At 66.1% G+C, this 24065-nt stretch carries 24 protein-coding genes; 10 read left to right on the top strand and 14 right to left on the bottom strand.

Features of this window, described 5'->3' with window-relative positions:
- Nucleotides 1-49 precede the first annotated feature (49 nt).
- From THIX_RS01450 to THIX_RS01460, 3 genes are all read right to left on the bottom strand, one after another.
- The gene (locus THIX_RS01450; protein WP_112484546.1) at nucleotides 50-508 is read right to left on the bottom strand and encodes a DUF494 family protein; all 459 of its coding nucleotides are present in this window, start codon (nucleotides 506-508) and stop codon (nucleotides 50-52) included.
- Nucleotides 509-642: 134 nt separating this feature from the next.
- A complete protein-coding gene (gene dprA / locus THIX_RS01455) occupies nucleotides 643-1803 on the bottom strand; it encodes a DNA-processing protein DprA (protein ID WP_371412868.1) in 1161 nt (386 codons plus the stop codon).
- A 22-nt stretch (nucleotides 1804-1825) separates the two neighbouring features.
- The gene (locus THIX_RS01460; RefSeq protein WP_233224337.1) at nucleotides 1826-3010 is read right to left on the bottom strand and encodes a LysM peptidoglycan-binding domain-containing protein; all 1185 of its coding nucleotides are present in this window, start codon (nucleotides 3008-3010) and stop codon (nucleotides 1826-1828) included.
- A gap of 299 nt (nucleotides 3011-3309) precedes the next feature.
- Here THIX_RS01460 and def point away from each other — a divergent pair, with 299 nt between their 5' ends.
- From def to htpX, 3 genes are all read left to right on the top strand, one after another.
- Nucleotides 3310-3816: a peptide deformylase gene (gene def / locus THIX_RS01465; RefSeq protein ID WP_112488055.1), complete on the top strand. Its 507-nt coding sequence runs from the start codon at nucleotides 3310-3312 to the stop codon at nucleotides 3814-3816.
- 59 nt (nucleotides 3817-3875) lie between these two features.
- Complete coding sequence (gene fmt / locus THIX_RS01470; protein WP_112488056.1) at nucleotides 3876-4844, top strand: methionyl-tRNA formyltransferase; 969 nt, start codon at nucleotides 3876-3878, stop codon at nucleotides 4842-4844.
- Between the two features lie 108 nt (nucleotides 4845-4952).
- Nucleotides 4953-5831: a zinc metalloprotease HtpX gene (htpX, locus tag THIX_RS01475; protein WP_112488057.1), complete on the top strand. Its 879-nt coding sequence runs from the start codon at nucleotides 4953-4955 to the stop codon at nucleotides 5829-5831.
- Between the two features lie 68 nt (nucleotides 5832-5899).
- On the opposite strand, the gene THIX_RS01480 is transcribed toward htpX, so the two are convergent.
- Nucleotides 5900-6259, bottom strand: a complete 360-nt coding sequence (locus THIX_RS01480) for a phage holin family protein (RefSeq protein WP_112484547.1) — start codon at nucleotides 6257-6259, stop codon at nucleotides 5900-5902.
- Nucleotides 6260-6381: 122 nt separating this feature from the next.
- Nucleotides 6382-7791: an adenylosuccinate lyase gene (gene purB, locus THIX_RS01485; protein ID WP_112484548.1), complete on the bottom strand. Its 1410-nt coding sequence runs from the start codon at nucleotides 7789-7791 to the stop codon at nucleotides 6382-6384.
- 133 nt (nucleotides 7792-7924) lie between these two features.
- Between purB and THIX_RS01490 the strand changes: the two genes are divergently transcribed.
- Entirely contained in the window at nucleotides 7925-8545 is a 621-nt protein-coding gene (locus tag THIX_RS01490) for a glutathione S-transferase N-terminal domain-containing protein (protein WP_112488058.1), read from the top strand.
- A 178-nt stretch (nucleotides 8546-8723) separates the two neighbouring features.
- Here the strand turns inward: THIX_RS01490 and THIX_RS01495 are convergent, their stop codons facing one another.
- The 5 genes from THIX_RS01495 to THIX_RS01510 form a co-directional block, all read right to left on the bottom strand.
- Nucleotides 8724-9131, bottom strand: a complete 408-nt coding sequence (locus tag THIX_RS01495) for a DoxX family protein (RefSeq protein ID WP_112484549.1) — start codon at nucleotides 9129-9131, stop codon at nucleotides 8724-8726.
- A gap of 54 nt (nucleotides 9132-9185) precedes the next feature.
- Nucleotides 9186-9986 carry an esterase gene (gene ypfH, locus THIX_RS01500; protein ID WP_112484550.1) on the bottom strand — a complete coding sequence of 267 codons (801 nt, stop codon included), beginning with the start codon at nucleotides 9984-9986 and terminating at the stop codon, nucleotides 9186-9188.
- Nucleotides 9987-10032: 46 nt separating this feature from the next.
- Nucleotides 10033-10818, bottom strand: a complete 786-nt coding sequence (locus THIX_RS01505; protein WP_112484551.1) for a dioxygenase — start codon at nucleotides 10816-10818, stop codon at nucleotides 10033-10035.
- A gap of 10 nt (nucleotides 10819-10828) precedes the next feature.
- Nucleotides 10829-10957, bottom strand: coding sequence for a hypothetical protein (locus THIX_RS24550; protein WP_256359952.1), 129 nt, complete (start codon nucleotides 10955-10957; stop codon nucleotides 10829-10831).
- A 197-nt stretch (nucleotides 10958-11154) separates the two neighbouring features.
- Entirely contained in the window at nucleotides 11155-13125 is a 1971-nt protein-coding gene (locus tag THIX_RS01510; RefSeq protein WP_112484552.1) for a sigma-54-dependent Fis family transcriptional regulator, read from the bottom strand.
- 300 nt (nucleotides 13126-13425) lie between these two features.
- On the opposite strand from THIX_RS01510, the gene adh reads away from it, so the two are divergent.
- The gene (gene adh, locus THIX_RS01515) at nucleotides 13426-14946 is read left to right on the top strand and encodes an aldehyde dehydrogenase (RefSeq protein ID WP_112484553.1); all 1521 of its coding nucleotides are present in this window, start codon (nucleotides 13426-13428) and stop codon (nucleotides 14944-14946) included.
- A gap of 136 nt (nucleotides 14947-15082) precedes the next feature.
- Complete coding sequence (locus THIX_RS01520) at nucleotides 15083-15496, top strand: DUF779 domain-containing protein (RefSeq protein ID WP_112484554.1); 414 nt, start codon at nucleotides 15083-15085, stop codon at nucleotides 15494-15496.
- Nucleotides 15497-15690: 194 nt separating this feature from the next.
- Here the strand turns inward: THIX_RS01520 and THIX_RS01525 are convergent, their stop codons facing one another.
- Genes THIX_RS01525 through thiL form a run of 3 tightly spaced genes read right to left on the bottom strand, consistent with a single transcriptional unit; the run spans nucleotide 15691 to nucleotide 17745 of the window.
- Nucleotides 15691-16233 carry a CinA family protein gene (locus THIX_RS01525; protein ID WP_112484555.1) on the bottom strand — a complete coding sequence of 181 codons (543 nt, stop codon included), beginning with the start codon at nucleotides 16231-16233 and terminating at the stop codon, nucleotides 15691-15693.
- Nucleotides 16223-16780 carry a phosphatidylglycerophosphatase A gene (locus THIX_RS01530; RefSeq protein ID WP_112484556.1) on the bottom strand — a complete coding sequence of 186 codons (558 nt, stop codon included), beginning with the start codon at nucleotides 16778-16780 and terminating at the stop codon, nucleotides 16223-16225. Before THIX_RS01530 ends, THIX_RS01525 begins: the two co-directional genes overlap by 11 nt.
- The gene (gene thiL, locus THIX_RS01535; RefSeq protein ID WP_112488059.1) at nucleotides 16777-17745 is read right to left on the bottom strand and encodes a thiamine-phosphate kinase; all 969 of its coding nucleotides are present in this window, start codon (nucleotides 17743-17745) and stop codon (nucleotides 16777-16779) included. Before thiL ends, THIX_RS01530 begins: the two co-directional genes overlap by 4 nt.
- A gap of 183 nt (nucleotides 17746-17928) precedes the next feature.
- On the opposite strand from thiL, the gene THIX_RS01540 reads away from it, so the two are divergent.
- From THIX_RS01540 to THIX_RS01555, 4 genes are all read left to right on the top strand, one after another.
- Nucleotides 17929-19284, top strand: a complete 1356-nt coding sequence (locus tag THIX_RS01540; RefSeq protein ID WP_112484377.1) for an IS1182-like element ISThsp16 family transposase — start codon at nucleotides 17929-17931, stop codon at nucleotides 19282-19284.
- A gap of 263 nt (nucleotides 19285-19547) precedes the next feature.
- Nucleotides 19548-21839, top strand: coding sequence for an NADP-dependent malic enzyme (locus tag THIX_RS01545; protein ID WP_112484557.1), 2292 nt, complete (start codon nucleotides 19548-19550; stop codon nucleotides 21837-21839).
- Between the two features lie 440 nt (nucleotides 21840-22279).
- The gene (locus THIX_RS01550) at nucleotides 22280-22669 is read left to right on the top strand and encodes a ribonuclease (RefSeq protein ID WP_371412987.1); all 390 of its coding nucleotides are present in this window, start codon (nucleotides 22280-22282) and stop codon (nucleotides 22667-22669) included.
- The gene (locus THIX_RS01555; protein WP_112484558.1) at nucleotides 22632-23078 is read left to right on the top strand and encodes a barstar family protein; all 447 of its coding nucleotides are present in this window, start codon (nucleotides 22632-22634) and stop codon (nucleotides 23076-23078) included. Before THIX_RS01550 ends, THIX_RS01555 begins: the two co-directional genes overlap by 38 nt.
- Nucleotides 23079-23251: 173 nt before the next feature.
- Here the strand turns inward: THIX_RS01555 and rsmA are convergent, their stop codons facing one another.
- Nucleotides 23252-24064 (bottom strand): 16S rRNA (adenine(1518)-N(6)/adenine(1519)-N(6))-dimethyltransferase RsmA, encoded by an 813-nt coding sequence (gene rsmA / locus THIX_RS01560; protein WP_112484559.1) that lies wholly within the window; start codon nucleotides 24062-24064, stop codon nucleotides 23252-23254.
- Nucleotide 24065: the final 1 nt, after the last annotated feature.

The raw sequence follows: 24065 nt of genomic DNA on the forward strand, positions 1-24065 counted from the left end.
TATGCGCAGCCGCAGCGGCTTGCCGGCCGTTGCGGGCGAGGCTGAAGGCTTAATGCACGACCCGATCGTCGGCTTCGACGAAAAGCTCGTCGAGGATGAGGGCGTCGGGCTCTTCGTCGAGGCGCCAGAACACCATCAGGACGATGGTCTTGAGCTGCTCCAGCGGCAGTTGTTTGATGCCGGTGGCCAAAGCCCGTTCCACGACGATTTCGCGCAGATGGGCCTGCAGCGTCCCGGCGGACTCGAGGAAGTTCAGGTAGCCCACGGCGTCCACACCCAGGCAGTCGAGTTCCTGCTGGGCGTACAGCCGGATGGATCGGTCGCTGGGCGCGCCTAGGGTGCGGCTGCCGGCGACGGCCTGCTCCAGGCCACGCAGCCAGTCGAGGGCGTCGCTGATTTCTTCGTTCTCGAAACCGGCGGCGCTCAGCTTGCGCGACAACTGGCCGAGCTCCGGGCAGGCCTCGGGGTGCCAGTAGGTTTCGTAGACGTACATGAGGATGTCGAACATGAACCCATTTTATGCACAAGGCCGTGACGGCCGCGGCGCAAGGCCGGGCAGGGCCAGCGCCGCTGAAAAGTCCGGCCCTGGCGCGGCGAAAGCCGTCGCGAAACCGGGCTTGTCCGGGTGATTGGGCGGCGACCTCAGGCGCGCTCGATGCGCTGGTAGCGCGCGCCCGGCAGACGGGCGACGCGGCCTTGCAGTTCGAGTTCGATCAGCTGCTCCCCCAGCCACTGGGCGCTGCGGCCGGTGCGCGCGGCGAGTTCGTCGAAACTCAGGATGGCGTAGCCGAGGGCATCGAGCAATTCACGCGCGGCGGGGGTTGCCGCGTCGAGGTCCGCTTGCATCTGCGTCGCGGCTTCATTCGTTTCGGTCGGCGCCGGCTGGGCCTGCGGTGCGGTCCAGTGCAACTCGCTCAACACGTCGTCCACGCACTCCACCAGCTTGGCGCCGTCGCGCAGCAGGCGATGGCAGCCGCGCGACATGGGGTTGTGGATGGAGCCGGGAATGGCGAACACCTCGCGGCCCTGCTCGGCGGCCAGGCGGGCCGTGATGAGCGAGCCGGAATGCACTGCGGCTTCGGTGACGAGCACGCCACGGGACAGCCCGCTGATGATGCGGTTGCGGCGCGGGAAATTGCCGCGGGCCGGGGCGGTGCCAAGGGGGAATTCGGAGAGCAGCAAGCCATGCTCCGCGATGCGCTGCGCCAGCTCGCGGTGCGCTGCGGGATAGACGCGGTCGCAGCCGGTGCCGAGCACGGCGATGGTGGAGCCGGCGCCGTCAGCGTCCTCCTGCGCGGCCTGCAGCGCTCCCAGATGCGCCTGGCCATCGACCCCGCGCGCCATGCCGGAGACGATGCTCACGCCGGCGGCGCTGAGGGCGCGGGCGAAGTCATGCGCGTCGCGCCCGCCCTGCGCGGAAGGGTTGCGGCTGCCGACGATGGCGAGGGTATGTTGGCTGTGGAGCAGTTCCAGCCGACCCCTGGCATAGAGCAGGGGCGGCGGGTCGGCGGTCTGCAGCAGCAACGGCGGGTAGTCGGTGTCGCCCAGGGCCAGCAGATGGTGCTGGGGCTCGCGCAGCCACTCGCGGGTGCGGGCGATGAGATCCAGCAGGGGCGCCTCGGGTGCGCCGTGCAGCGCACGGGCCACGGCTGCGGGCACCACGCGCTCGAGCGACGCCGCGCTTTGTGCGAACACCTGCTCGGGCAGGCCGAAGGCGGCCAGCAGGCGGCGCGCGGTTTCGCCCCCGACACCCGGCGTCTCCAGCAGCCGCAGCCAGGACGCGAACTCAGCCTCGCCCATCATCGTGAGGCTGGCTGAACACGCTTCAAGGCTGCTTGACGTGATCGGCCACCACGACCGGCTCGTCGGACGCCAGCACCAGGCCGTAGGCGACATGGTGGAAGGTGCGGAACACCATCAGCAGGCCGATGCGGCGCGCCGGAATCTCGATCACCGGCTTGTCTTCCAGCGTGGTGTCGGTCACCTCGCGCGGGCCTTGCAGGATGGCGAGCACGTCGCCGCGCTCCAGACCCTCCTCGGCGCCGCGGTTGAGGGCCACCACGCTGTTCTTGCCGGCCATCCGCATATCACCGTAGATGGAGACGATTTGCCCGTCCACGGGCTTGTCTGGCGCATGCGGCATGAAGTTGAGGAATTGGCGTGGCGGCTGGGCGATGAGCCTGTCGCCCACGCCCATTTCGCGGACGGTGGACAGCACCTTGACCGTGGCCACTTCGTCCTTGCCCTGCGGCGGACGGATCAATTCCACCGCTCCGAGATATTCGGATTCGTAGGCAATGGTCTTCTTCGTCGTGGGGTCGAGCAGCGGCCGCCCCGGCCGGTAGACGTCGAAGCGGGTGGTGGCCCCCAGCGGGCCGCGCACATAGGCGCGGTCACCGGGCGAGAGCATCGCATGCTCGGGCGTCAGCGCAACGATGCGCGGCGACTTGGCGAGTTCATCGGGCTCGACGATGAGCGGGCGCGTGAGGAAGGAGTCGATCAGCGCCGGGTCGAGCGTGGGGATGCCGGACGGCGGCAGCGCCTCGCTGATGACATGCGGCTCCAGCGTCACGGTGGGTATGCCGGCCTCGCCTTGGACGCTCTGGCCGTTGTCCAGCGCCAGGGTTGCGCGCCCGTTGGCGATGGTCAGGACGAGCACCTGGCCGGGGAAAATCCAGTGCGGGTTGCGGATCCGCGCCAGATTCATGCCCCACAGCGTGGGCCAGTTCCAGGGTTTTTTCAGGTAGCGGCCGGAAATGCCCCAAAGCGTGTCGCCACGCTTGATGGTGTAGCGCTGCGGCGCATTGGGCGCCAGCTCCGACACGGGAATGCCTTGCTGCGCGGCAGCCTGGGCTTGCGCCAGTTGCGGCGGCGCCACGGGATAGTTGGGCAAGCTCCCAATGCCGGGGGCGGTTGCCGAGGGCGTGGCTGCCCCCGTCTGGGCGAGCGCCGCGGCGGACCACAGCAGGAGCCCTGCTACGGCAACGTGGTTGATGAGCTTGCATTGCATGAATCCGCCCCCAGGAAGAAAATATCGGTATCCGCGACAGCGGCCAGCAAAACGACGTGCAGTCCAAACCATGGCGCCGGACTGCCGCCAGCAGTTTCGCAGCTCGCGGGCCGAAGCGGAATCGGCTGGAGCTGCACTGTCTCGGCGCGGCGCAAAACCTCAAAGACTTGTTACATTGTCTCCACAAGGCCCTGTCGCTGCAATGAAAAGTGCAGTTTGCGGCTCGATGCAGTTGCATGAATGCCGCGCCAGGTGTTTTCTTGACCCGTACCGGGGCCGCCTTCGGCCCGGAGTTCACCATGACCCAACTCTCCATTCTTCAGTATCCAGACCCCCGCCTGTACAAGGTGGCCAAGCCCGTTGCCGTGGTGGACGACCGCGTGCGCGCGCTGCTGGCCGACCTGTTCGAAACCATGTACGCGGCCAAGGGCGTGGGGCTGGCGGCGACGCAGGCCGACATCCACGAACGCATCATTGTTGCCGACACCTCGGAGGAACGCGACCAGCCGCTGGTGCTGATCAACCCGGAAATCGTCGCGCGCAGCGCCGACCTGAAGGAGTGGGAAGAAGGCTGCCTGTCGGTGCCGGGCATTTACGACAAGGTGACCCGCCCCGACCGCATTCGCGTGCGCGCGCTCAATGCCCAGGGCGAGAGCTTCGAACTGGAGGCCGATGGCCTGCTGTCGGTCTGCATCCAGCACGAGATGGACCACCTCGAAGGCAAGGTGTTCGTCGACTACCTCTCACCGCTCAAGCGCAGCCGCATCAAATCGCGCATGCTCAAGCGCCAGCGCGAAGCGGCTTGAGCTCCGCGCCCACCGCATCGGGGCTCGACGCGAACACTGCCCTCGCCTCCACCCCCAAGTTGCGCGTGGCCTTTGCCGGCACGCCGGAATTCGCCGCGGTCGCGCTGCGCGATCTGCTTGCGGCAGGCTTCGAGCTGCCGCTGGTGCTGACCCAGCCCGATCGCCCCGCCGGACGCGGCCTGCAACTGCAACCCAGCGCCGTCAAGCAAGTGGCCGTGGCGCATGGCTTGCCGCTGCTGCAACCGCGTGGCCTGCGGCTGGACGGCCGCTGGCATGAAGATGCCGCAGCGGCACGCGAGGCGCTGCGGCAAGCTGCGCCGGACGTGCTGGTGGTTGCCGCCTATGGGCTGATCCTGCCGCAATGGGTGCTGGACCTGCCGCCACTGGGCTGCGTCAACATCCACGCCTCGCTGCTGCCGCGCTGGCGGGGGGCGGCGCCCATCCACCGCGCCATCGAAGCCGGCGACGTTGAGACCGGCATCAGCATCATGCGCATGGACGCGGGGCTGGATACCGGCCCGGTCTATCGCATGCAGGAAATGCCCATCGCCCCCGGCGACACCACCGCCAGCCTGCACGACAAGCTGGCGGCACTGGGCGGGCGCCTGCTGCTGCAAACCCTGGAGGACCTGCGTGCCGGGGTGGCCGATCCCACGGCCCAGCCCGCCGAGGACGCCACCTACGCAGCGAAAATCGACAAGCGTGAAGCGTGGCTGGACTGGTCGCTGCCGGCCGACGTCCTGGAGCGGCGCATCCGCGCCTTCCAGCCAGCACCGGGAACACAAACGCGTTGGGGCGATATGCCGCTGAAAGTCCACGCCGCCACAGTGGTGCCCGCGGCCTCGGCCGGGCATCGGCCCGGCACAGTGCTTGCTGTGCAGCCACAGGGCATCGACGTGGCTTGCGGCGCCGGTTGCCTGCGCCTCACAAGGCTGCAGAAACCTGGCGGCAAGCCGCTGGATGCGAGCATCGTCCTGCAGAGCGTCATGGTGCAAGCCGGCCAGGTCTTCGCGTCCGGCGCTCCGTAGGTCGCCCCCGCCTGACGAGCCCTTGAGCCTGAACCCCCGGCGGACTTGAACTTTCCGCCTGCGGCACAATCTACCGTTATGTTTCCAAACGTAAACGAGGTGAATGCCATGTTCAATCTGCTCAAGACCGCCATGCTGATGGCCGCCATCACGGCGCTGTTCATGGTGATCGGCTCCTTCATCGGCGGCAAACAAGGCATGATGCTGGCCCTGCTGTTCGCGCTGGGCATGAACTTTTTCAGCTACTGGTTTTCCGACAAGATAGTGCTGCGCATGTACAACGCGCAGGAAGTCGATGAGCACAGCGCGCCGCAGTTCTACCGCATGGTGCAGGATCTGGCGCAGCGGGCGCAACTGCCCATGCCGCGCGTCTACGTCATCAACGAAGACGCGCCCAACGCCTTCGCCACCGGGCGCAACCCGGAGCACGCCGCGGTGGCCGCCACCACCGGCATCATGCGCGTGCTCACCGAGCGCGAACTGCGCGGCGTGATGGCGCACGAGCTGACGCATGTGAAGCACCGCGACATTCTCATCTCCACCATCAGCGCGACCATGGCCGGCGCCATCTCCGCGCTCGCCAATTTCGCCCTGTTCTTCGGCGGGCGTGATGAAAATGGCCGCCCGGTGAACCCGATCGCGGGCATCGCCCTGGCCATCCTGGCGCCGCTGGCGGCGGGCTTGATCCAGATGGCCATCTCGCGCGCCCGCGAGTTCGAGGCCGACCGTGGCGGCGCCGAAATCTCGGGCGATCCCGAAGCGCTGGCCACAGCGCTGCAAAAAATCGAGGCCGTGGCGCGTGGCGTGCCGTTCCAGGCCGCCGAGTCGCATCCGGCAACCGCGCAGATGATGATTTTGAACCCGCTGCATGCTGGCGGCATCGGCAAGCTGTTCTCCACCCACCCGCCGACCGAGGAGCGTGTTGCAGCGCTGTTGCACATCGCGCAATCCATGCGCACCGGGCAATACCAGAGCCGCAGCGTCTGACCCGGCCCCGCCCAACGAAAAGCGACCCCGCCGGGTCGCTTTTCGTTGGGTCGCAAGTCCTGCGCGCCTCAGCGCCTGGCCACGAACAGGCCTTCCAGCGCGCTGTCGATGATGAGCCCGGCGGCGCTGTACAGCAGCGAGCCGATGATGGCGGCGCCGAAGCTGCGCACGACGAAACCATCGATCAACCCGGATGCGGCGTAAAACATCAGCGCATTGATGACGAAGAAAAACAGCCCGAGAGTGAGCACCGTGATGGGCAAGGTCAGGATGAACAGCACCGGACGCACCAGGGTGTTGAGCAAGCCGATGATGAACGCCGCCCACATGGCCGCGGCGAAGCCCGAGACCTGCACGCCGCTGTACAAATAAGCGACAGCCAGCAGGGCCGTGGCCGAGAGCAGCCACTTGACGATGAGCTTGAGCATGGGAATGGTCCTGGCGTGGGCGAAGTGTCGTGGACGCTTGGCGGTGGGAAAGGGCTCGGAGGAAACTCGGCTTGGGTGCGGCTGGCTTGGGGACGACTCAGCTGCGCTGCGGCGACCCAAGCCTAGCTGGCGCTGCCCATGCGCCGCGCCAGCTCCGCCGCCTTGCCGGTGTAGCTGGCCGGGGTGAGGGCAAGCAGGCGCGCCTTGTCGGCCTCCGGCAAGGGCAGGGTGGCGATGAACTCGCGCAGCAGTTCGCGCGTGATGGCCTTGCCGCGCGTCAGTTCCTTGAGCTGCTCGTAGGGGTTGGGCAGGCCGTGGCGACGCATCACGGTTTGCACCGGCTCGGCCAGCACTTCCCAGGCGGCGTCCAGGTCCGCGGACAATTGCTGCGGATTGGGTTCGAGCTTGTCCAGCCCGCGCTGCAGGCTGTCATAAGCCAGCAGGCCGTAGCCCAGCGCCACGCCCATATTGCGCAGCACGGTGGAGTCGGTCAGGTCACGCTGGAAGCGCGACACCGGCAGCTTGTCGCTCAGGTGGCGCAGCAGGGCGTTGGCCAGGCCCAGATTGCCTTCGGAGTTTTCGAAGTCGATGGGGTTGACCTTGTGCGGCATGGTGGACGAGCCAATCTCGCCCGCCTTCGTGCGCTGCTTGAAATAGCCCCAGGAGATATAGCCCCAGAGATCGCGGTTCAGGTCCAGCAGTACGGTGTTCAGGCGCGCCACGGCGTCGAACAACTCAGCCATGGCGTCGTGCGGCTCGATCTGGATGGTGTAGGGGTTGAAGCGCAGGTGAAGCTGCTGCTCCACCACCTGCCGCGCCAAGGCCTCCCAGTCCACGTCCGGATAGGCGGCCAGGTGGGCGTTGTAGTTGCCCACGGCACCGTTCATCTTCGCCGTGAGTTCCACCGCCGCCACCTGGACGATGGCGCGCTCGAGCCTTGCCGCGACGTTGGCCATCTCCTTGCCCAGCGTGGTGGGGCTGGCGGTTTGGCCGTGGGTGCGCGACAGCATGGACGCGTCGGCCAGGCCATGCGCCAGGCGCTTGAGGCGCACGAGCACCGCACGCACCGCCGGCAGCAGCACCTGTTCGCGCGCGCCGCTGAGCATGAGGCCATGCGCGGTGTTGTTGATGTCTTCGGAGGTGCAGGCGAAGTGCACGAACTCGCTGGACCTTGCCAACTCGGGCCAGGCGCTCAGCCGCTCCTTGATCCAGTATTCAACCGCCTTGACGTCGTGGTTGGTGACGCGCTCGATCGCCTTGATCGCCAGGGCGTCGGCTTCCGTGAAATCGACCGCGAGCTGACGCAAGGCCACCCGGGTGCCCGTGGTGATGACGGGCAATTCGGGCAGGCCGGCCTGCGACAGCGCGATCAACCATTCGATCTCAACCTGCACGCGACAGCGCATCAGCGCGCACTCGGACAGGTGCTGGCGCAAGGCGTCGACCTTGTTGGCGTAACGCCCGTCGAGCGGCGACAGGGCCATGAGCGGGCTCGGGTCCGCGGGGGAGTTGGAGGGCTTGGCGGTGTTCATCCGGGCATTGTAGAAAGCCCGGCTCCCGCAGTTCGAGCCACAGGCCGCGGACGCTCGGCCTGATTCCAGGCCGCTGCCGCGAGGGGTGGCGACTTACTTATACTGCGGCCTTAAATTCAAGCTCACCATGGTCATGAAACTCATCGGCTCGCGTACCAGCCCTTATGTGCGCAAAGTCCGCATCGTTCTCGCGGAAAAAAAGCTCGAATACAAGTTCGTCGAGGAAAACGTCTGGGATGCCGCCACGCGCATCCAGGACAGCAACCCGCTGGGCAAAGTGCCCTGCCTGGTGCTGGAAGACGGCAGCAGCATCTATGACTCGCGCGTCATCGTCGAGTACCTCGACACCCTGTCGCCCGTGGGCAAACTCATTCCCGGCACCGGGCGCGAGCGCGCCGAGGTTCGCACCTGGGAAGCCCTGGCCGACGGCGTGATGGATGCCGCCTCCGCCGCCCGTCTGGAGCGGACCTGGCCCGGCCGCACCGATGCCCAGCGCAGCCAGGCGTGGATCGACCGCCAGCTCGGCAAGGTGCGCGCCGCCATCAAGGCCATGTCCGCCGGCCTGGGCGACTCGCCCTGGATGTGCGGCAACCACCTGACCCTGGCCGACATCGCCATCGGCACCGCCCTGGCTTATGTCGATTTCCGCTGCCCCGACGTCAGCTGGAAACACGACGAACCCAAACTGGCCAAGCTGTTCGACAAACTCGCCCAGCGCGCCTCGTTTCAGGACACCGCGCCACCGCCGGCGTGAACGCGGCGCTTGCGTGACGGGCATGGGGCGCGCATGGCGTTCCACGCGCCCAGATCGGGGCGATTGCCTATGCCTTCTTTTGGAGAATGCCATCGCCGACTTGGCGGTGGGTGTCTGACCGGGCCGAGGCGCAAGACGAGCGTTCGCCGCTGGACCCTGACCGCTGGCGCCCAAGCGTTCATGCACGACTGCGCTGAGGCTTGAGCGCCATGGCGCCGTCGCCCAGCAGGAACAGGGCGATCAGGCCCACCGTCCAGAACGCGGGATATTCCCAGCCCCCGCCCTTGTTGGTGAACAGCCAGCCGTTGGCGCCATGCACGAGAACAATCGTGCCGAGCATCTCCAGCGCCAGGGGGATTGCGACCAGAGGTGCGTAGATGCCCAGGATGAGGGCAATGCCGCCGAGCAGTTCCAGCGCGATGACGGCATAAGCCAGAATCGCGGGCAGTCCGAGCGAAGCAAAATACCCCACGAAACCGGGGACGGTGAAGACGAAGATCTTGAGGCCCACGTGGGCCAGGAACATGATCCCCAGGCTCACACGCAGGAGCAGAGCGGCATAGGGGGCGGTTGATTGTTTGATCATGATGAACTCCGATGGACGGGGGTTGGCGACACTCGCGCGAGCACGAGTTGGGGGCTAGGGTCCTGAATCGTCAGGCCCCTGCAAAACGGTTCGATCCTGGCTGTTCTTGCGTCCAGGGTCTGCGGCAAGCGCGGCCCGCCACATGCTGCGCGGCACATAGCCTTTGAGCACCCCCAGGGTCGGCTCGCCGACCCGCCCCCCGTGGGGGTCAAGGAAACTTGGGGCGGCCCTGCGTTTCCTTGAGAGGCGTTCGATCAGCAGCGCGACAAGCTCCGCGTTGATGCCATGGCCGAGGAACGGCAGCACATCCGCCGTCGCATCCCCGCCCAAGGCGACCAGATGTTCGGCTGCCGTCACCGTGAGCCCGTAAGGCATCACCGGATCGCTCTTGCCATGCAGGAAATGCAGTGTCGTGCCCGCGGCCGGTTCGCGCGGCAACTGGGCAAAGCGCCCGGCGATCGACACCACGCGCCCCGCGATGGGGGTTCGATCGCGAGTCGACTCCAGTGCCATGATGGCGCCCTGCGAGAACCCGATGAGAGCCGTCTGCCCGACGCCGACATGCGCGAGGCCCTGCCAGTGCCGCACCGCCTCCACGAATGCGGGCAAGGCCTGCGCGGCGCGCTCGGCGCGGTTGGCTTCGGTCACGCCGTTCACGGAAAACCATTGGTAGCCATGGCCGAAGTCGCAGCGTTCGGGCGCCTGCACGCTGACGATCCAGGCCCTGGGAAACGCCGCAGCCAACTGCTGGCCGAGCGGCACCAGATCCTGGGCGTCGGAGCCCACGCCGTGGAACAGCAGCATGAACTGCTCGGCATGGCCTCCGGGCTGGGCAACGATGATGGATGCGGACATGGTTCGGTTCTCGTCGAGGCATCAGGAGGTGGCCGCGCGGCGGCCTTCAGGCCAACACCCACGCATCCATGCTGAGCATGCCGTAGTGCACGCCGCCGCTCTTGTGCTGCGGCTTGACCGGGTTGCCGGCCGCACCGAGCGCCCAGAACAGCGGCAGCAGATGTTCGTCGCTCGGATGCGCGCGGGCGGCATGCGGAGCTTGGCGGCGGTAGTCGAGCAAGGAGGCGGTTGCGCCACGGTCGATGGCTTCGCGCATCCAGTCGGCGAATTCCTGGACATAGGGCTCCGGCGGTTCGTCGGTCGTCGCACCGGGACGAAATTCGTGCAGGTTGTGGGTCAGGCTGCCGGTGCCGAACAGCAGCACGCCTTCGTCGGCCAGTGGAGCCAGGGCCTGGCCAAGCTTGTAGGCGCCCGCGGCGTCCAGGGGCCATGGCATGGCCAGCGGAACCACTGGAATATCCGCTTGCGGGAACATGAAACGCAGCGGCACCCACACGCCATGATCCAGGCCCCGACCCGGGTCCAAGATGGCGGCCCAGCCGGCAGCTTGCAGCAAGCTGGCCGCACGCTGGGCGAGTTCGGGGTTTCCGGCTGCCGGATAGCGCAGTTCGTGCAAGGCCGGATCAAAGCCGCCGAAATCGTGGATGGTCGCGGGTCTTGCGCTCGATCCCGCAGCCGGGATGCGGGCCATCCAGTGCGGCGAGAAGGCGAGGATGGCCGCCGGCTGCGGCAGCTCATCTCCGAGGGCACTCAGCATGGGACCGGCGGTGCCGGGCTCCAGCGGCAGCATGGGCGAGCCGTGGGAGACGAACAGGGAAGGCAGGTGAGTCATCGTGATGTCCTCATGTTTTCGCCCCATGCCCGGCGGAACGGCCGGTGCTGTGCAGCACCCATCCCAGACTTTGCGCAGCGGCGGCCGAATCGCGCTCGTGCGTCTGAGGGCGACGCATCGACTTGCGCAGCAGCGGCATGAAACGTGGATGGGTGGTCACGGGCGGGCTGAGGCTTGCGGAGCGAAGAGCTGCGATATTAGTTCGTGTTAGAACTACTATGCGGAGAAGGGTCACTTCAACCGACTCACCCTGCTTTCCACTTCTGTCCACCTGTCCCGCGCGCGCGGATCGAGCTGCCGACGGGCCGACGGCTCATGGCAACCGCGCCTGATCGGTCACTTGCGAACGTGACGGTAAAGCGTGCTGCGATGAACCCCTAGCAGCCGTGCAGCGCGGCTGACGTTGCCGCTGCAAGACGCGATTGCCGCATGAATGGCCGATTCGGTCATGGCACGCAGCGGCACAGGGGATGTGGCGGCGCCGTCCCTTTCAGGGTCTGAGCGCGCCGGCGAGGCCGAAATCGTGGGTGGCTGTTGTTGATGCGTTCGCCAATCGCGCCGAATGTCATCGGGGAGGTCGGCGAGCTCGATGCAACTCCCCGGCTCGGCCAGCGCCAGCAGCGTCTGCGCGACGGCGACGAGCTGCCGCCAGTTGCCCGGCCATGTGTAGGCCAAGAGGGCTTCGCGGGTCTGCGGGCCGAGCCGGAGCTTGCGGGGCGACAACATGGCTTGCAGGAGTTCATCGATAAGCGCCTTGGCCTCGGCATGTTCACGCAGGGCGGGCAGGACGGCCACGAAATGCTGCAGGCGGTAGTACAGATCGGTTCGGAAGCTTCCCTCGGCGGCCATCGCCTTGAGGTCGCGATGGGTGGCGCACACCAACGCAAAATCCACCGACTGCCGGCGCCCGCCGCCAAGCGCCTTGACTTCATGATCCTGCAAAACCCGGAGGAGCCGGGCCTGCATCGACAACGGCATGTCCCCGATTTCATCCAGAAACAAGACGCCGCCATGAGCCTCCCGAATCTGTCCCGGTTGACCCTTGCGCCGGGCGCCTGTGAACGCTCCCTCCTCGTAGCCGAAGAGCTCGGCCTCGATCAGGCCTTCCGGGACCGCCGCGCAATTGACGGCGACGAAGGGCCCCCGGCAGCGCTGGCTGGCCTGGTGAACCTGCCGGGCAAAAACCTCCTTGCCGACGCCCGACTCCCCCAGGATCAAGACCGGGATGCCACAGTCCAGGACACGCACCGCGCGGTCCAGTTGCGCCTCGCGCTGTGGGTCGGCGATGATGGGCGGCCTCGAGGCTGCGACTTGGTGGATCTGCGGCGTGCGTTCTGGCGCCGTGATCGAGTCCAAGTGATTCGAGGCCCTCTTGAGCCCGACCCAGCCTGAAGCCCACGATGCCGATCGCCCAGGCCGCGCCAGCCAGGGGTGAAGGCACAACTCGAACTGGTCCCGCTCGGTCGTGGGCAAGGAGCTGAACAGATCGTCGACGAAGCGGCCGCGCAGTTGTTCGAACGTCATCCCTAAAACGCGCATGGCAGCGCGATTGGCGCCCACAATCGTTGCATTGCGAATCCACAGCAAAGCTTCGCGGTGCGAGCCAATCAAGGCCGGGTCATGGGCAAAGCGCAGGATTTCGGTCTGCGCGGGCCGGTTGTCCATGGCCATGCGGTATTCGATCATCTGCGCCGCCATGCGCACCAGACCAACGGTCTGGGCTTGAATGCAGCGAGCATCGCCCGAGACATCCAGCACGCCCAGGACCTGCCCTTGCGAGCCCAGCAGAGGTGCGGCCGTGCACCCCAAGGTTCCGTTTTGCTCGAGGTAATGTTGCTGCCCGAGGACCGTGATCGGCGAGAGCTCCGTCAGCGCCGTGCCGATCGCATTGGTCCCCCGCTGGACTTCGGACCATTCGACGCCGGGCATCAACGCCACGCGCTGGGCCTTGTTCATGAACACATCTGAGCCCGCTGCGTCGAGAATCATGCCCTGCGGGTCGGCCAGCAAGACGACCACGCGTGAGGGCGACAGCGCCTCGGCCAGAGCCTCCAGCTCGGGCAGCGCGTGCCGACGCAGCCGCCCCTGCGCGTCGCGCCGGGCAAACAGCGCCTCATGCGCCAGGGGCTCGGGAGTCTCACTGAGGGTGGCGGGGAGGGCCAGGCACCGCCGCCACGACCTTGCGATCAGCTCCGGCACCGCGCCTTGCGGATCACTCCCGTCTTCGAAAAAACGCTGTCGCGCCAACTGCAACGTGGTCGACGGCGTGGCAATTCCCGCGCTGCCCGGCGGCCTGGTCTGGGGCATTTCCGTCTCCTGGGTTGGCGTGCCATCAAGGCCATGGCAGCCAATCTTCTGCTGGCGAAGTGTCGCACTCAAAGGGCGCCATGTCACCTGTCGCAAGATGCGACGCTTCAGTGATGCAAATCGAGAAGGAAGACCGGAGAGCGTACTCCGGGTCATCCCGGATGCATTCGCCTAAGTGCTTGTCAATGAACGAAGATATTTCGTCCTGGCGCAAGCGTTGGGTCTGGCACGAATCCTGATAGGGATGAGGGCGCTGCATCTGCAGTTCAACTCCCTATCCAACAATCTCAGGAGACGTTCATGGACATGCTTGAACCCGGCAAGTTTGGCACTGCCGTTGCCTTCAAAAAGCGCTATGGCAACTACATCGGCGGCGAGTGGGTTGCGCCTGCCGGCGGCCAATACTTCGAGAACATTTCGCCCGTCACTGGCAAGCCCTTTTGCGACATTCCGCGCTCGACGGCGGCCGACATCGAGCGCGCGCTCGATGCCGCGCACAAGGCCAAGGGCGCCTGGGGCCGCACATCGCCCACGGATCGCGCGAACATCCTGAACAAGATCGCCGACCGCATGGAGGCCAACCTGCCCATGCTCGCCGCCGCCGAAACCTGGGACAACGGCAAGCCCATCCGCGAAACCACGCTGGCCGACCTGCCGCTGGCCATCGACCACTTCCGCTATTTCGCCTCGTGCGTACGCGCGCAGGAAGGCGGCATCAGCGAGATCGACCATGAGACCTATGCCTACCACTACCACGAGCCGATCGGCGTCGTCGGGCAGATCATTCCCTGGAATTTTCCGATTCTGATGGCCGTCTGGAAGCTGGCGCCGGCGCTGGCGGCGGGCAACTGCGTCGTGCTCAAACCCGCCGAGCAAACACCGGTTTCCATCCTGGTGCTGGTGGAATTGGTTGGCGACTTGCTGCCTGCGGGTGTGCTGAACGTGGTCAATGGCTTCGGTCTGGAAGCGGGCAAGCCGCTGGCTTCCAGCAGCCGCATCGGCAAGATCGCCTTCACCGGAGAGACGACCACCGGCCGGCTGATCTCGCAGTATGCGAGCCAGAATCTGATTCCCGTCACGCTGGAACTCGGGGGCAAGTCACCGAACATCTTCTTTGCCGACGTGATGGACAAGGACGACGGCTACTTCGACAAGGCGCTCGAAGGTTTTGCGATGTTCGCGCTCAACCAGGGCGAGGTCTGCACCTGCCCTTCCCGTGCGCTGGTCCAGGAGTCGATCTACGAGCGCTTCATCGAGCGCGCCATCAAGCGCGTGGCGGCGATCAAGCAAGGCAGCCCGCTGGAGATGGAAACCATGATCGGCGCGCAGGCATCGAGCGAGCAACTGGAAAAAATCCTCTCCTACCTCGACATCGGCAAACAGGAGGGCGCCCAGGTTCTGATTGGAGGCGAGCGCAACAAGCTGCCGGGTGAACTGGAGGGCGGCTATTACGTCAAGCCCACGGTTTTCAAAGGGCACAACAAGATGCGCATTTTCCAGGAGGAAATCTTCGGCCCGGTCCTGTCCGTCACCACGTTCAAGGACGAGGAAGAAGCGCTGGAGATTGCCAATGACACGCTGTACGGCCTGGGCTCGGGCGTCTGGACGCGCGACATGAATCGGGCGTTCCGCATGGGCCGCGGCATCCAGGCCGGCCGCGTCTGGACGAACTGCTACCACCTCTACCCCGCCCACGCGGCGTTCGGTGGCTACAAGCAATCGGGCATCGGACGCGAAAACCACAAGATGATGCTCGACCATTACCAGCAGACCAAGAACCTGCTGGTGAGCTACAGCGAAAGCAAGCTGGGCTTCTTCTGAGCGCCCCTTCGTTTCCTTGAGAGGACGCGCTGCGCCACTGCCCGTGAACGCGGGCAGTGGCGCAGCCGGACAGCACCGCATGCGCATTGCAACCCTGTAATCCCGCAGCTTTCCAAACGCCGACGGATGACCTGCCATGAACACCGAGCAAACCTTGCGCGAAGCATCCACGACGGCACCGGTCGTCCCTCGAGTCATCGCGACCACTGCGGCGCTCGAACTGATCGCCAAGCTCAAAGCAACCCACGGGGAGCTGATGTTTCATCAGTCCGGCGGCTGTTGCGATGGCAGCGCGCCGATGTGCTTTGCTGCGGGCGAATTTTTGGTTGGGGAGGCAGATCGGCTTCTAGGGTCTATCGGTGGCGTGCCGTTTTACATCGGGCTTGCACAGTTCGAGTATTGGAAACACACGCAACTCATCATCGATGTCGTTCCCGGCCGCGGCGGCATGTTTTCTCTCGAGGGTTCAACAGGTCTGCGCTTTCTCACGCGCTCAAGGCTTTTTGACGACGACGAATGGAGAGTTTTGGAACAGGAGGGACGCATCTGATCCTGCATTCATCGATCCAAGATTGAGTACCATCGATCGGATGAGCAAAGATTTGCTCTCCCGTGCGAAACCAAATTCGTGTGGGCATCTTCATGGGCCACGGCAAGACAAAGGAGTTTCGGGAACACAGCCACCCGCATTCCAGTTGCTTTTGCCGAGGCTGCATCGCCGGAAGGCTCGGCGCCTTTCATCATTCACGCGTCGCGCGCCGCCCCGAGCAGTCGTCGCCGCAATCCCTCCAATGCATACCGCGCCGAGGCCAGGCGCACCGCTTCGCGGTCGCCGGGCCAGATGATGGATTGGGCCTCAGCGCGTAGGCTGTCCGGCTGCTCCTGATCCAGCCAGGCCCAGCCGAACCACACCAGTCCCACCGGCTTGTCCGGTGTGCCGCCGCTGGGGCCGGCGATGCCGGTGATGGACAGGGCGGCCTGCACGGGGGCGTGCGCCAGCACCCCGCGCGCCATGGCCAGTGCCACTTCGCGGCTGACGGCGCCGTGCGTGGCGAGCAGGGCTTCGGGCACGCCCAGCAGCTCGGTCTTGGCGCGGTTGCTGTAGGTGACGATGCCGCGCTCGAACCAGTCGCTCGAACCGGCGAAGCTGGTGACGGCTGCGGCCACCAGCCCGCCGGTGCAGGACTCGGCGCAGCCCAGCATCCAGCCGCGATCGAGCAAGGGCGCGCGCAGCGCCAACGCGGCGTCCAGCACGTCCCGCCATGGCGCTTGCGCTTCATGCGCCATGGCTTGCGCTCCACGCCAACAGCAGCATGGCGCCGAACACCACGGCCAGTGTGAGCAGTGCGGCCACAAGGTCGTCGAGCATGATGCCCAGGCCGCCTTTCACATGCTGGTCGGCCCAGCCCACCGGGCCGCGCTTGACGGCGTCGAACATGCGAAACAGGGCGAAGCCTGCCGCTTGCAGCCACCACACGGCGGGGGTTTGCGGCGCGGGCTGCAGCAACCACAGCACCAGCCAGATGGCGACGATTTCGTCCCACACCACGGGCGAGGGGTCGTCGGTCTGCAAAGCCTGCGCGGTGCGCCCGCAAACCCACACGCCGAGGGCAAAACCGCCGAGCAAGAACGCGGCCCAGGCGCCGTTGGGCAGCCAGGGCGCGAGCAGCAGGTAGCTGGCCCAGCCGAACAGGCTTCCCGCCGTGCCGGGGGCGATGGGCGCGAGCCCCGAGCCGAAGCCGAGGGCGAGGCAATGCACCGGGCTTGAGAAGGCGAAGCGCCAGTTGGGCTGCGGCGCCGTGGAGCTTGCGGGGGTTGGAGAGGATGGGTTCATGGGGTGCGGAAATGGTCGAACGCGGCGTAATGCGCGGGGAGTTCCTGGCCTTGTGCGTCCAGCAGGGTGACGCCGGGCGCAGCGGTGATGCGGCCGATGCAAGCCACGGAAGTTTGCGCCTTGCTGGCGGCGGCGAGCACCGCCTCGTGCCGATGCGCGGGCGCGGTGAACAGCAGCTCGTAATCGTCGCCGCCGGCGAGTTGGCAGGCGCGGCGGCGAGCGGCGGGCTGGGCCTGCACGACGCGGCTTGCGGGAATGCGGTCGGCTTCGATGCACGCGCCCGCATGGCTTGCGCGCAGCACATGGCCGAGGTCGCCGAGCAGGCCGTCGGAGATGTCGATGGCGGCATGGGCGATGCCGCGCAGCGCCTGCCCCAGCGCCACGCGCGGAGCGGGCTGGTCCATGCGCGCGCGCATCGCGGCGAGGTCGTCGGCAGCCAAGCTCCATTCGCCCCAGACATGGCCGAGCGCGAGGCGGGCGTCGCCGGGCGTGCCCGACACCCAGAGCGCATCGCCTGCGCGCGCGGCGTCGCGGCGCAAGGCCAGGCCCGGTGGCACCAAGCCCAGCACGGTGATGCAGATGTTCAGCGGCCCCTTGGTGGTGTCGCCGCCGATCAGTTCGATGGCCTGTTCGTCGGCGAGCGCGAACAGCCCGGCGCTGAAGCCTTCGAGCCAAGCTGCGTCGGCGGCGGGCAAGGCCAGAGCCAGGGTGAACGCCAGCGGCTGCGCGCCCATCGCGGCCAGGTCCGACAAATTCACGGCCAGCGCCTTGTGGCCGAGCTTGCGGGCATCGGCCCCGGGCAGGAAATGGCGGCCTTCCACCAGCATGTCGCTGGACACCGCGAGCTGCTGGCCGGAGGGAATGGCGAGCAGGGCGCAATCGTCGCCCACGCCCAGGGTTGCGTTGCGCGCAGGGCGGGTGAAGTAGCGCGCGATGAGATCGAATTCGCCGAGGGTGGAGGCCATGCGGGTATTGTCGTCGCTGCCCAAGACCGGCAACTCTGCCGCGAGGGCCGCTGCACGACACGCTGTTTGGGCTGGAACACCAGGGGGCGGGCCGGACTCCTAGGAGACTGTCGGACTTTGCGGTCTTCCGGATGAAGACGCTATCCGAGACAATTGCTGCTGCACAACCGAGAGCCCGAGCCGATGAGCCGCTTCGTCCCTGTTGACCGAGACACCGCATATCTGTTGCCACCGTCGGTGGACGAATGGCTGCCCACTGATCACTTGGCGCGCTTCGTGGTCGAAGTCATCGAGCAGCTTGATCTGGGCGATCTGGCCCGACAGTACGCAGGCCGGGGCTCGGCGGCGCACCATCCGGCGGTGCTGCTGGGCCTGCTGATCTACGGCTACGCCAACGGCGTGCACTCCAGCCGCAAGATCGAGCGGGCGACCTACGACTCGGTGGCGTTCCGCTTTGTTGCGGCCAATACCCACCCCGATCACGACACGCTGGCGACGTTCCGCCGCCGCTTCTTGAAGGAGGTGGAGGCACTGTTCGTGCAGGTGCTGGTTCTGGCGCGCGAGATGAAGCTGCTCAAGCTCGGACACATCGCGCTGGATGGCACCAAGATCGACGCCAACGCCAGCAAGCACAAGGCCTTGTCGTGGGCTCATGCCAACAAGATCGAGGCGCAGCTGCGCCAGGAAGTACAAACGCTGCTGGCGCTGGCAGAGAACAGCGACCGCGCGACGGTACCCGACGGCATGGATGTGCCGGCGGAGATCGCCCTGCGTGCAGATCGCTTGAGCGCAATCGCGCAGGCCAAGGCCAAGATCGAGCAGCGCGCCAGCGAACGCCATCAGGTCGAGCAGCAGGAGTACGAGGCCAAGACCGCCAAGCGCCAAGCCCAGCGCGAGGCGGGCAAGAAGCCGCGCGGCAAGGACCCTGAGCCGCCAGAGGCCGGCCCCCGGAGCAGCGATCAGGTCAACCTCACGGATGAAGAGTCGCGCATCATGCCCGTGTCGGGTGGGGGCTTCGAGCAAAGCTACAACGCACAAGCCGGCGTGGACATCGCGACGATGATGGTGATCACCCAGCATGTGAGCCAGGCATCCAACGACAAGCGCGAAGTTGTGCCTACGCTGCAGCAGATCCAAGCGTTACCCGCGGTGCTGGGCGAGGTGCACACGCTCATCACGGACAACGGCTTCTTCAGCCAAGCCAACGTGATCGCGTGCAACGACGCGGGTATCGAGCCGCTGCTGGCGCTCAAGCGGGAGTCGCATCACACGCCGGTGATGGGGCGCTTTGCACCCGATGTGCCCGAGCCCCAGACGACGGATCCGCTCGTGCAGATGGCACACCGCCTGGGCACGCAAGCAGGCCGAGCCCTGTACGGCCTGCGCAAGCAGACAGTGGAGCCGGTGTTCGGCATCATCAAGCAAGTGATGGGTTGGCGCCAGATGAGCATGCGCGGGCTGGCCAAGGCACAAGGCGAATGGAGCTTGGTGACCATGGCTTGGAACATCAAGCGCATGCACGTCCTGCGAGCCGCGTGAGGGCAATAGTGCGCCCCGACCACGCCAAAACCGAGTCCCCAGGCCGCCCCATGTGCCCTCACAGTGTCTCGCCAACCATCGAGAGCGTTCGATCAGCGCGCCGCTGTCAAAAAAAACGCGTCGCACTGATCAATCGGATTCGCTCGGGTTCAAGTCCGACAGCCTCCTAGAATGAATCGTGGATCATCGAAAGCCATCAAAAGCACATCATCAAAAACGCGTGCGGCCCCAAACCCGGCGCATCCTCTCGACGGAGACCCTTCATGTCCACCCCCGATGCCAAGGCCGAGCTGCGCCGCGCGGCCCTGGAATATCACGAATTTCCCCGCCCGGGGAAGATCAGCGTCACCCCGACCAAGCAACTCTCCAACCAGCGCGATCTGGCGCTGGCGTATTCGCCGGGCGTGGCCGCGGCCTGCGAAGACATCGTGCAGAACCCGGGGGATGCGGCGCGCTACACCGCGCGCAGCAATCTGGTGGGCGTCATCACCAACGGCACGGCGGTGCTGGGGCTGGGCGACATCGGCCCGCTGGCAGCCAAGCCGGTGATGGAAGGCAAGGCGGTGCTGTTCAAGAAGTTCGCCAATATCGATGTGTTCGACATCGAAATCAACGAGAAAGACCCGGCCAAGCTCATCGAGATCATCGCGGCGCTGGAACCCACCTTCGGCGGCATCAACCTGGAAGACATCAAGGCGCCGGAGTGTTTCCAGGTGGAGCGCAGCTTGCGCCAGCGCATGCGCATTCCGGTGTTCCACGACGACCAGCATGGCACCGCCATCATCGTCGGCGCCGCCGTGCTCAACGGGCTGAAGGTGCTGGGCAAGCGCATCGAAGACGTGAAGCTGGTGTGCTCGGGCGCGGGCGCCGCGGCGCTGGCCTGCCTGCACCTGCTGGAGCATCTGGGCCTGGCGCGCGAACACATCTGGGTCAGCGATCTGGCCGGCGTGGTGTGGGCCGGGCGCACCGAGTTGATGGACCCGGACAAGGCGCGTTACGCGCAGCCCACCGAGGCCCGCAAGCTTGGCGACATCATCGACGGCGCCGACATCTTCCTCGGCCTGTCCGCCGGTGGCGTGCTCAAGCCCGAGATGGTGGCACGCATGGCCGCCAAGCCGCTGATCCTGGCGCTGGCCAACCCCACGCCGGAAATTCTCCCCGAGGAAATCAAGGCGGTGCGCGGCGACGCGGTGATCGCCACCGGCCGTTCGGACTATCCGAACCAGGTCAACAACGTGCTGTGCTTTCCCTACATCTTCCGCGGCGCACTGGACTGCGGCGCCACCACCATCACCACCGAGATGGAAGTGGCCGCGGTGCAGGCCATTGCCGCGCTGGCGCAGATGGAACAGAGCGATGTGGTGACCACCGCTTACGGCATGCAGGAAGCCGGCTTCGGCCCCACCTACCTGATCCCCAAGCCTTTCGACCCGCGCCTGATTCTGCACATCGCCCCGGCCGTGGCCCGGGCGGCTGCGGCCAGCGGTGTGGCGACGCGGCCGATTGCCGACCTCGACACCTACCGCGAGCAACTGCAGCAGTTCGTCTATCAGTCGGGCGCGATGATGCGGCCCATTTTCTCCATCGCCAAACACGCGCAGAAAAAGCGCATCGTCTACGCCGAAGGCGAGGACGAGCGCGTGCTGCGCGCCGTGCGCGTGGTGATCGATGAGCAGCTTGCGCGCCCGATCCTGGTGGGCCGCCCGGCGGTCATCGCACAGCGGGTGGAGCGCTTTGGCCTGCGCCTGCAGGAAGGGCGCGACTTTGACGTGGTCAACACCGACAACGACGAGCGCTACCGCGACTTCTGGCAGAGCTATCAGCAGATCGCCGGGCGCAAGGGCATCACCCCGCCGTTCGCCAAGATCGAGATGCGCCGCCGCCTCACCCTGATCAGCGCGATGATGCTGCACAAGGGCGAGGCCGACGGCATGATCTGCGGCACCTGGGGCAACACCCATCTGCACCTGCACTACATCGACCAGGTGATCGGCAAACGCACCGGCGCCAAGGTTTACGCCGCGATGAACGGGCTCATCCTGCCAGGGCGCCAGGTCATGCTGGTGGACACGCACATCAATCTCGACCCCAGCGCCGAGGATCTGGCCGAGATCACCCTCATGGCCGCCGAGGAGTTGCGCCGCTTCGGCATCACGCCCAAGGTGGCGCTGCTGTCGCATTCCAATTTCGGCTCCAGCAATGCCCCCAGCGCACTCAAAATGCGCCAGACCCTCGAGTTGCTGCACCAGCGCGACCCCGCGCTAGAGGTGGACGGCGAGATGCATGGCGATTGCGCCTTCGACGCCGGGCTGCGCGCCAGCCTGCTGCCGCAGACCACCTTGTCGGGCGAGGCCAATCTGCTGGTTTTCCCGGGTCTGGACGCCGCCAACATTGCCTACAACCTGCTCAAAACCACCGCCAGCAACAACGTCGCCATCGGCCCCATGCTGCTCGGGGCGGCCAAGCCGGTGAACATCCTCACCGCATCGAGTACCGTGCGGCGCATCGTCAATATGACCGCGCTCACCGTGATGGACGCCAACTCGACGCGCTGAAGCCCAGTCCCCTGCATTCACACCGCACCTCATTTTCAGGGACGATCAGGCTGAGTGTGCGCTCACTCAAGAAAGCTGTGCTGCACAAAAAATAGGCGCAATTCTTGCTTTCAGCGGCCGATTCCAATACGCTTTGAGTTTGACGCGCCGCATGATGCGCCTCCCGCGGCATCCAGTTTGGTCGTGACGCAACATCGGTTGGACTTGTGGGCATTGCTGCAAACCTGTCGCATCGCAAGCGATTGCAGGCCAAACTGCAAGCCGAAGCACAGGCCAGAAGCACAGGCCAATCACGCATTCATTCACCCCCGGCGAGCGTTTTCCACCGGGGTTTTCGCAAACTGGCCCATTCATCGTTCGTGTACAGGTTCGCAGCCCCGATCCAACCACCTGTTAAACCGGGCCAGCGCATCACCCGGGCATTGGCACTGTGCATCGCACTGTTCGGCCTTCAACTTGCAGCTTGGTCCGCAGGCGGCGTCCAGGGTTGGGGCTTGGCCCAGGGGCGCGAACGGCATGCCGAAAGCTGGCGCGATGAGGCCACGCCAGCCGTGCGTGCCGGGGAACTTCCGCGTGAAGCCCAGCACACACTGCAGTTGATTCGGCAGGGAGGGCCCTTCCCCTACGCGAAGGACGGCATTGTTTTTGGAAATTATGAGCACATCCTGCCGCAGCGGCGACGCGGCTATTACCGTGAATACACCGTACCAACCCCGGCAAGCCGCAACCGGGGGGCACAACGCCTTGTCTGCGGGGGACCTCCGCGCACCCCCGATCTCTGCTACTACACCCATGATCACTACGCAAGTTTCCAAGCCATCGCTCACTGAGGCCGAGGGCGGGGTCAATCTCAAACTCCTGCGCCCGAATATCGTGCAGTCGATCCGCGCCTTTCGCGTGCCGGCGCTGATGTCCGCCGCGCAGGACGCCGGCCAGCATTTCCTCTACGCCAATCTGGCCGAGGCCACGACCAAGCAGGAAGTGCTGGAAATCGTGGCGCGTTCCTTCACCTTCCCCAAACATTTCGGCAAGAATTTCGACGCCCTGCGCGACTGCCTGACCGACATGATCCAAAGCTCGGGCAAGCAGCCGGGCTTCGTCATCGTGCTGGAGCAGTTGCCCATGACCCAGCGCTTCGACAAGGAAGCGCGCGAAACCCTGCTCGATGTCTTCCGCGACGCGGCCGATTTCTGGTTCGAGCAAGGCGTGGAATTCCGGGTTTTCTATTCTTTTCTGTAACCCGCGCGCCGGACCGGACGGCGTTGCGGGGCGAAGACGAACCGGGCTCCCGACTCAGCGGCAAACTGGCCTATGCGCCACCCGCACCCTGGTATGGCGCGTGGGTTGCCGAAGCTGCCTGAGGTTGTCTGAGGTTGCCGGAAGCGGCCTTGCCCCTTGCTTGAACCCTTGCCTCAGCCTGGGTTCAATTCCAGCGCCAGGCGCACATACTCGCCCACGCTCACCTCCTCGGCGCGGCGCTTGATGTCGAAATCTCCGGCATAACCCCGGCTGACGAGCCAGGGCTCCAGCGCATGGCGCAGCAGCTTGCGGCGTTGCGAGAACGCCGCGGCAGTCAGGGCTTGCAACACGGCGGGATCGAGGCCCGACAGTTCCGCCGGCGAACGCGGGTGCATGCGCACCACGGCCGAATCCACCCGGGGTGGCGGCGAGAACGCCTGCGGCCCCACGTTCAGCACATCCCACATGGCGTAGCGCCACTGCAGCATGACCGACAGCCGCCCGTAGTCGCCGCAGGCGGGCGGCGCCACCATGCGCGCCACCACTTCTTTCTGCAGCATGAAATGCTGGTCATGCACCGCGCTCGCCGCGCTCATCAAATGGAACAGCAGCGGGCTGGAGATGTTGTAGGGCAGGTTGCCGAAAATGCGCAACCGGGAGCCGAGACCGGCAAAGTCCAGAGCCAGCGCATCGGACTCGATGACGCGCACGCGCTCGGGTTCGCGCGTGCGCCAGCGCGCCGCGAGGTCGCGGTCGAGCTCGACCACGGTCAGCTGCCGGGTGCGGTCGAGCACCGGCCAGGTGAGCGCGCCCAGTCCGGGGCCGATTTCCACCAGCGGCTGACCGGCGCGCGGGTCGATGAGGCCGACGATCTCGGCAATCACCCCGGTGTCGGTGAGAAAGTGCTGGCCGAAGCGCTTGCGCGCGGTGTGCCCGGCGATGCGGGTCGGGCCGGCGGCGGTGCCGTGGCGGCTAGAACCGGCCATG

It is taken from the genome of Thiomonas sp. X19, assembly GCF_900089495.1.
Classification (GTDB): Bacteria; Pseudomonadota; Gammaproteobacteria; order Burkholderiales; family Burkholderiaceae_C; genus Thiomonas_A.

Bases quoted from the DNA above. Each gene is read 5' to 3' on its own strand.
- THIX_RS01450 (WP_112484546.1), bottom strand. From the start codon at position 508: ATGTTCGACATCCTCATGTACGTCTACGAAACCTACTGGCACCCCGAG.
- dprA (WP_371412868.1), bottom strand. From the start codon at position 1,803: ATGATGGGCGAGGCTGAGTTCGCGTCCTGGCTGCGGCTGCTGGAGACG.
- THIX_RS01460 (WP_233224337.1), bottom strand. From the start codon at position 3,010: ATGCAATGCAAGCTCATCAACCACGTTGCCGTAGCAGGGCTCCTGCTG.
- def (WP_112488055.1), top strand. From the start codon at position 3,310: ATGACCCAACTCTCCATTCTTCAGTATCCAGACCCCCGCCTGTACAAG.
- htpX (WP_112488057.1), top strand. From the start codon at position 4,953: ATGTTCAATCTGCTCAAGACCGCCATGCTGATGGCCGCCATCACGGCG.
- THIX_RS01480 (WP_112484547.1), bottom strand. From the start codon at position 6,259: ATGCTCAAGCTCATCGTCAAGTGGCTGCTCTCGGCCACGGCCCTGCTG.
- purB (WP_112484548.1), bottom strand. From the start codon at position 7,791: ATGAACACCGCCAAGCCCTCCAACTCCCCCGCGGACCCGAGCCCGCTC.
- THIX_RS01490 (WP_112488058.1), top strand. From the start codon at position 7,925: ATGAAACTCATCGGCTCGCGTACCAGCCCTTATGTGCGCAAAGTCCGC.
- THIX_RS01495 (WP_112484549.1), bottom strand. From the start codon at position 9,131: ATGATCAAACAATCAACCGCCCCCTATGCCGCTCTGCTCCTGCGTGTG.
- ypfH (WP_112484550.1), bottom strand. From the start codon at position 9,986: ATGTCCGCATCCATCATCGTTGCCCAGCCCGGAGGCCATGCCGAGCAG.
- THIX_RS01505 (WP_112484551.1), bottom strand. From the start codon at position 10,818: ATGACTCACCTGCCTTCCCTGTTCGTCTCCCACGGCTCGCCCATGCTG.
- THIX_RS24550 (WP_256359952.1), bottom strand. From the start codon at position 10,957: ATGCCGCTGCTGCGCAAGTCGATGCGTCGCCCTCAGACGCACGAGCGC.
- THIX_RS01510 (WP_112484552.1), bottom strand. From the start codon at position 13,125: ATGCCCCAGACCAGGCCGCCGGGCAGCGCGGGAATTGCCACGCCGTCG.
- adh (WP_112484553.1), top strand. From the start codon at position 13,426: ATGGACATGCTTGAACCCGGCAAGTTTGGCACTGCCGTTGCCTTCAAA.
- THIX_RS01520 (WP_112484554.1), top strand. From the start codon at position 15,083: ATGAACACCGAGCAAACCTTGCGCGAAGCATCCACGACGGCACCGGTC.
- THIX_RS01525 (WP_112484555.1), bottom strand. From the start codon at position 16,233: ATGGCGCATGAAGCGCAAGCGCCATGGCGGGACGTGCTGGACGCCGCG.
- THIX_RS01530 (WP_112484556.1), bottom strand. From the start codon at position 16,780: ATGAACCCATCCTCTCCAACCCCCGCAAGCTCCACGGCGCCGCAGCCC.
- thiL (WP_112488059.1), bottom strand. From the start codon at position 17,745: ATGGCCTCCACCCTCGGCGAATTCGATCTCATCGCGCGCTACTTCACC.
- THIX_RS01540 (WP_112484377.1), top strand. From the start codon at position 17,929: ATGAGCCGCTTCGTCCCTGTTGACCGAGACACCGCATATCTGTTGCCA.
- THIX_RS01545 (WP_112484557.1), top strand. From the start codon at position 19,548: ATGTCCACCCCCGATGCCAAGGCCGAGCTGCGCCGCGCGGCCCTGGAA.
- THIX_RS01555 (WP_112484558.1), top strand. From the start codon at position 22,632: ATGATCACTACGCAAGTTTCCAAGCCATCGCTCACTGAGGCCGAGGGC.
- rsmA (WP_112484559.1), bottom strand. From the start codon at position 24,064: ATGGCCGGTTCTAGCCGCCACGGCACCGCCGCCGGCCCGACCCGCATC.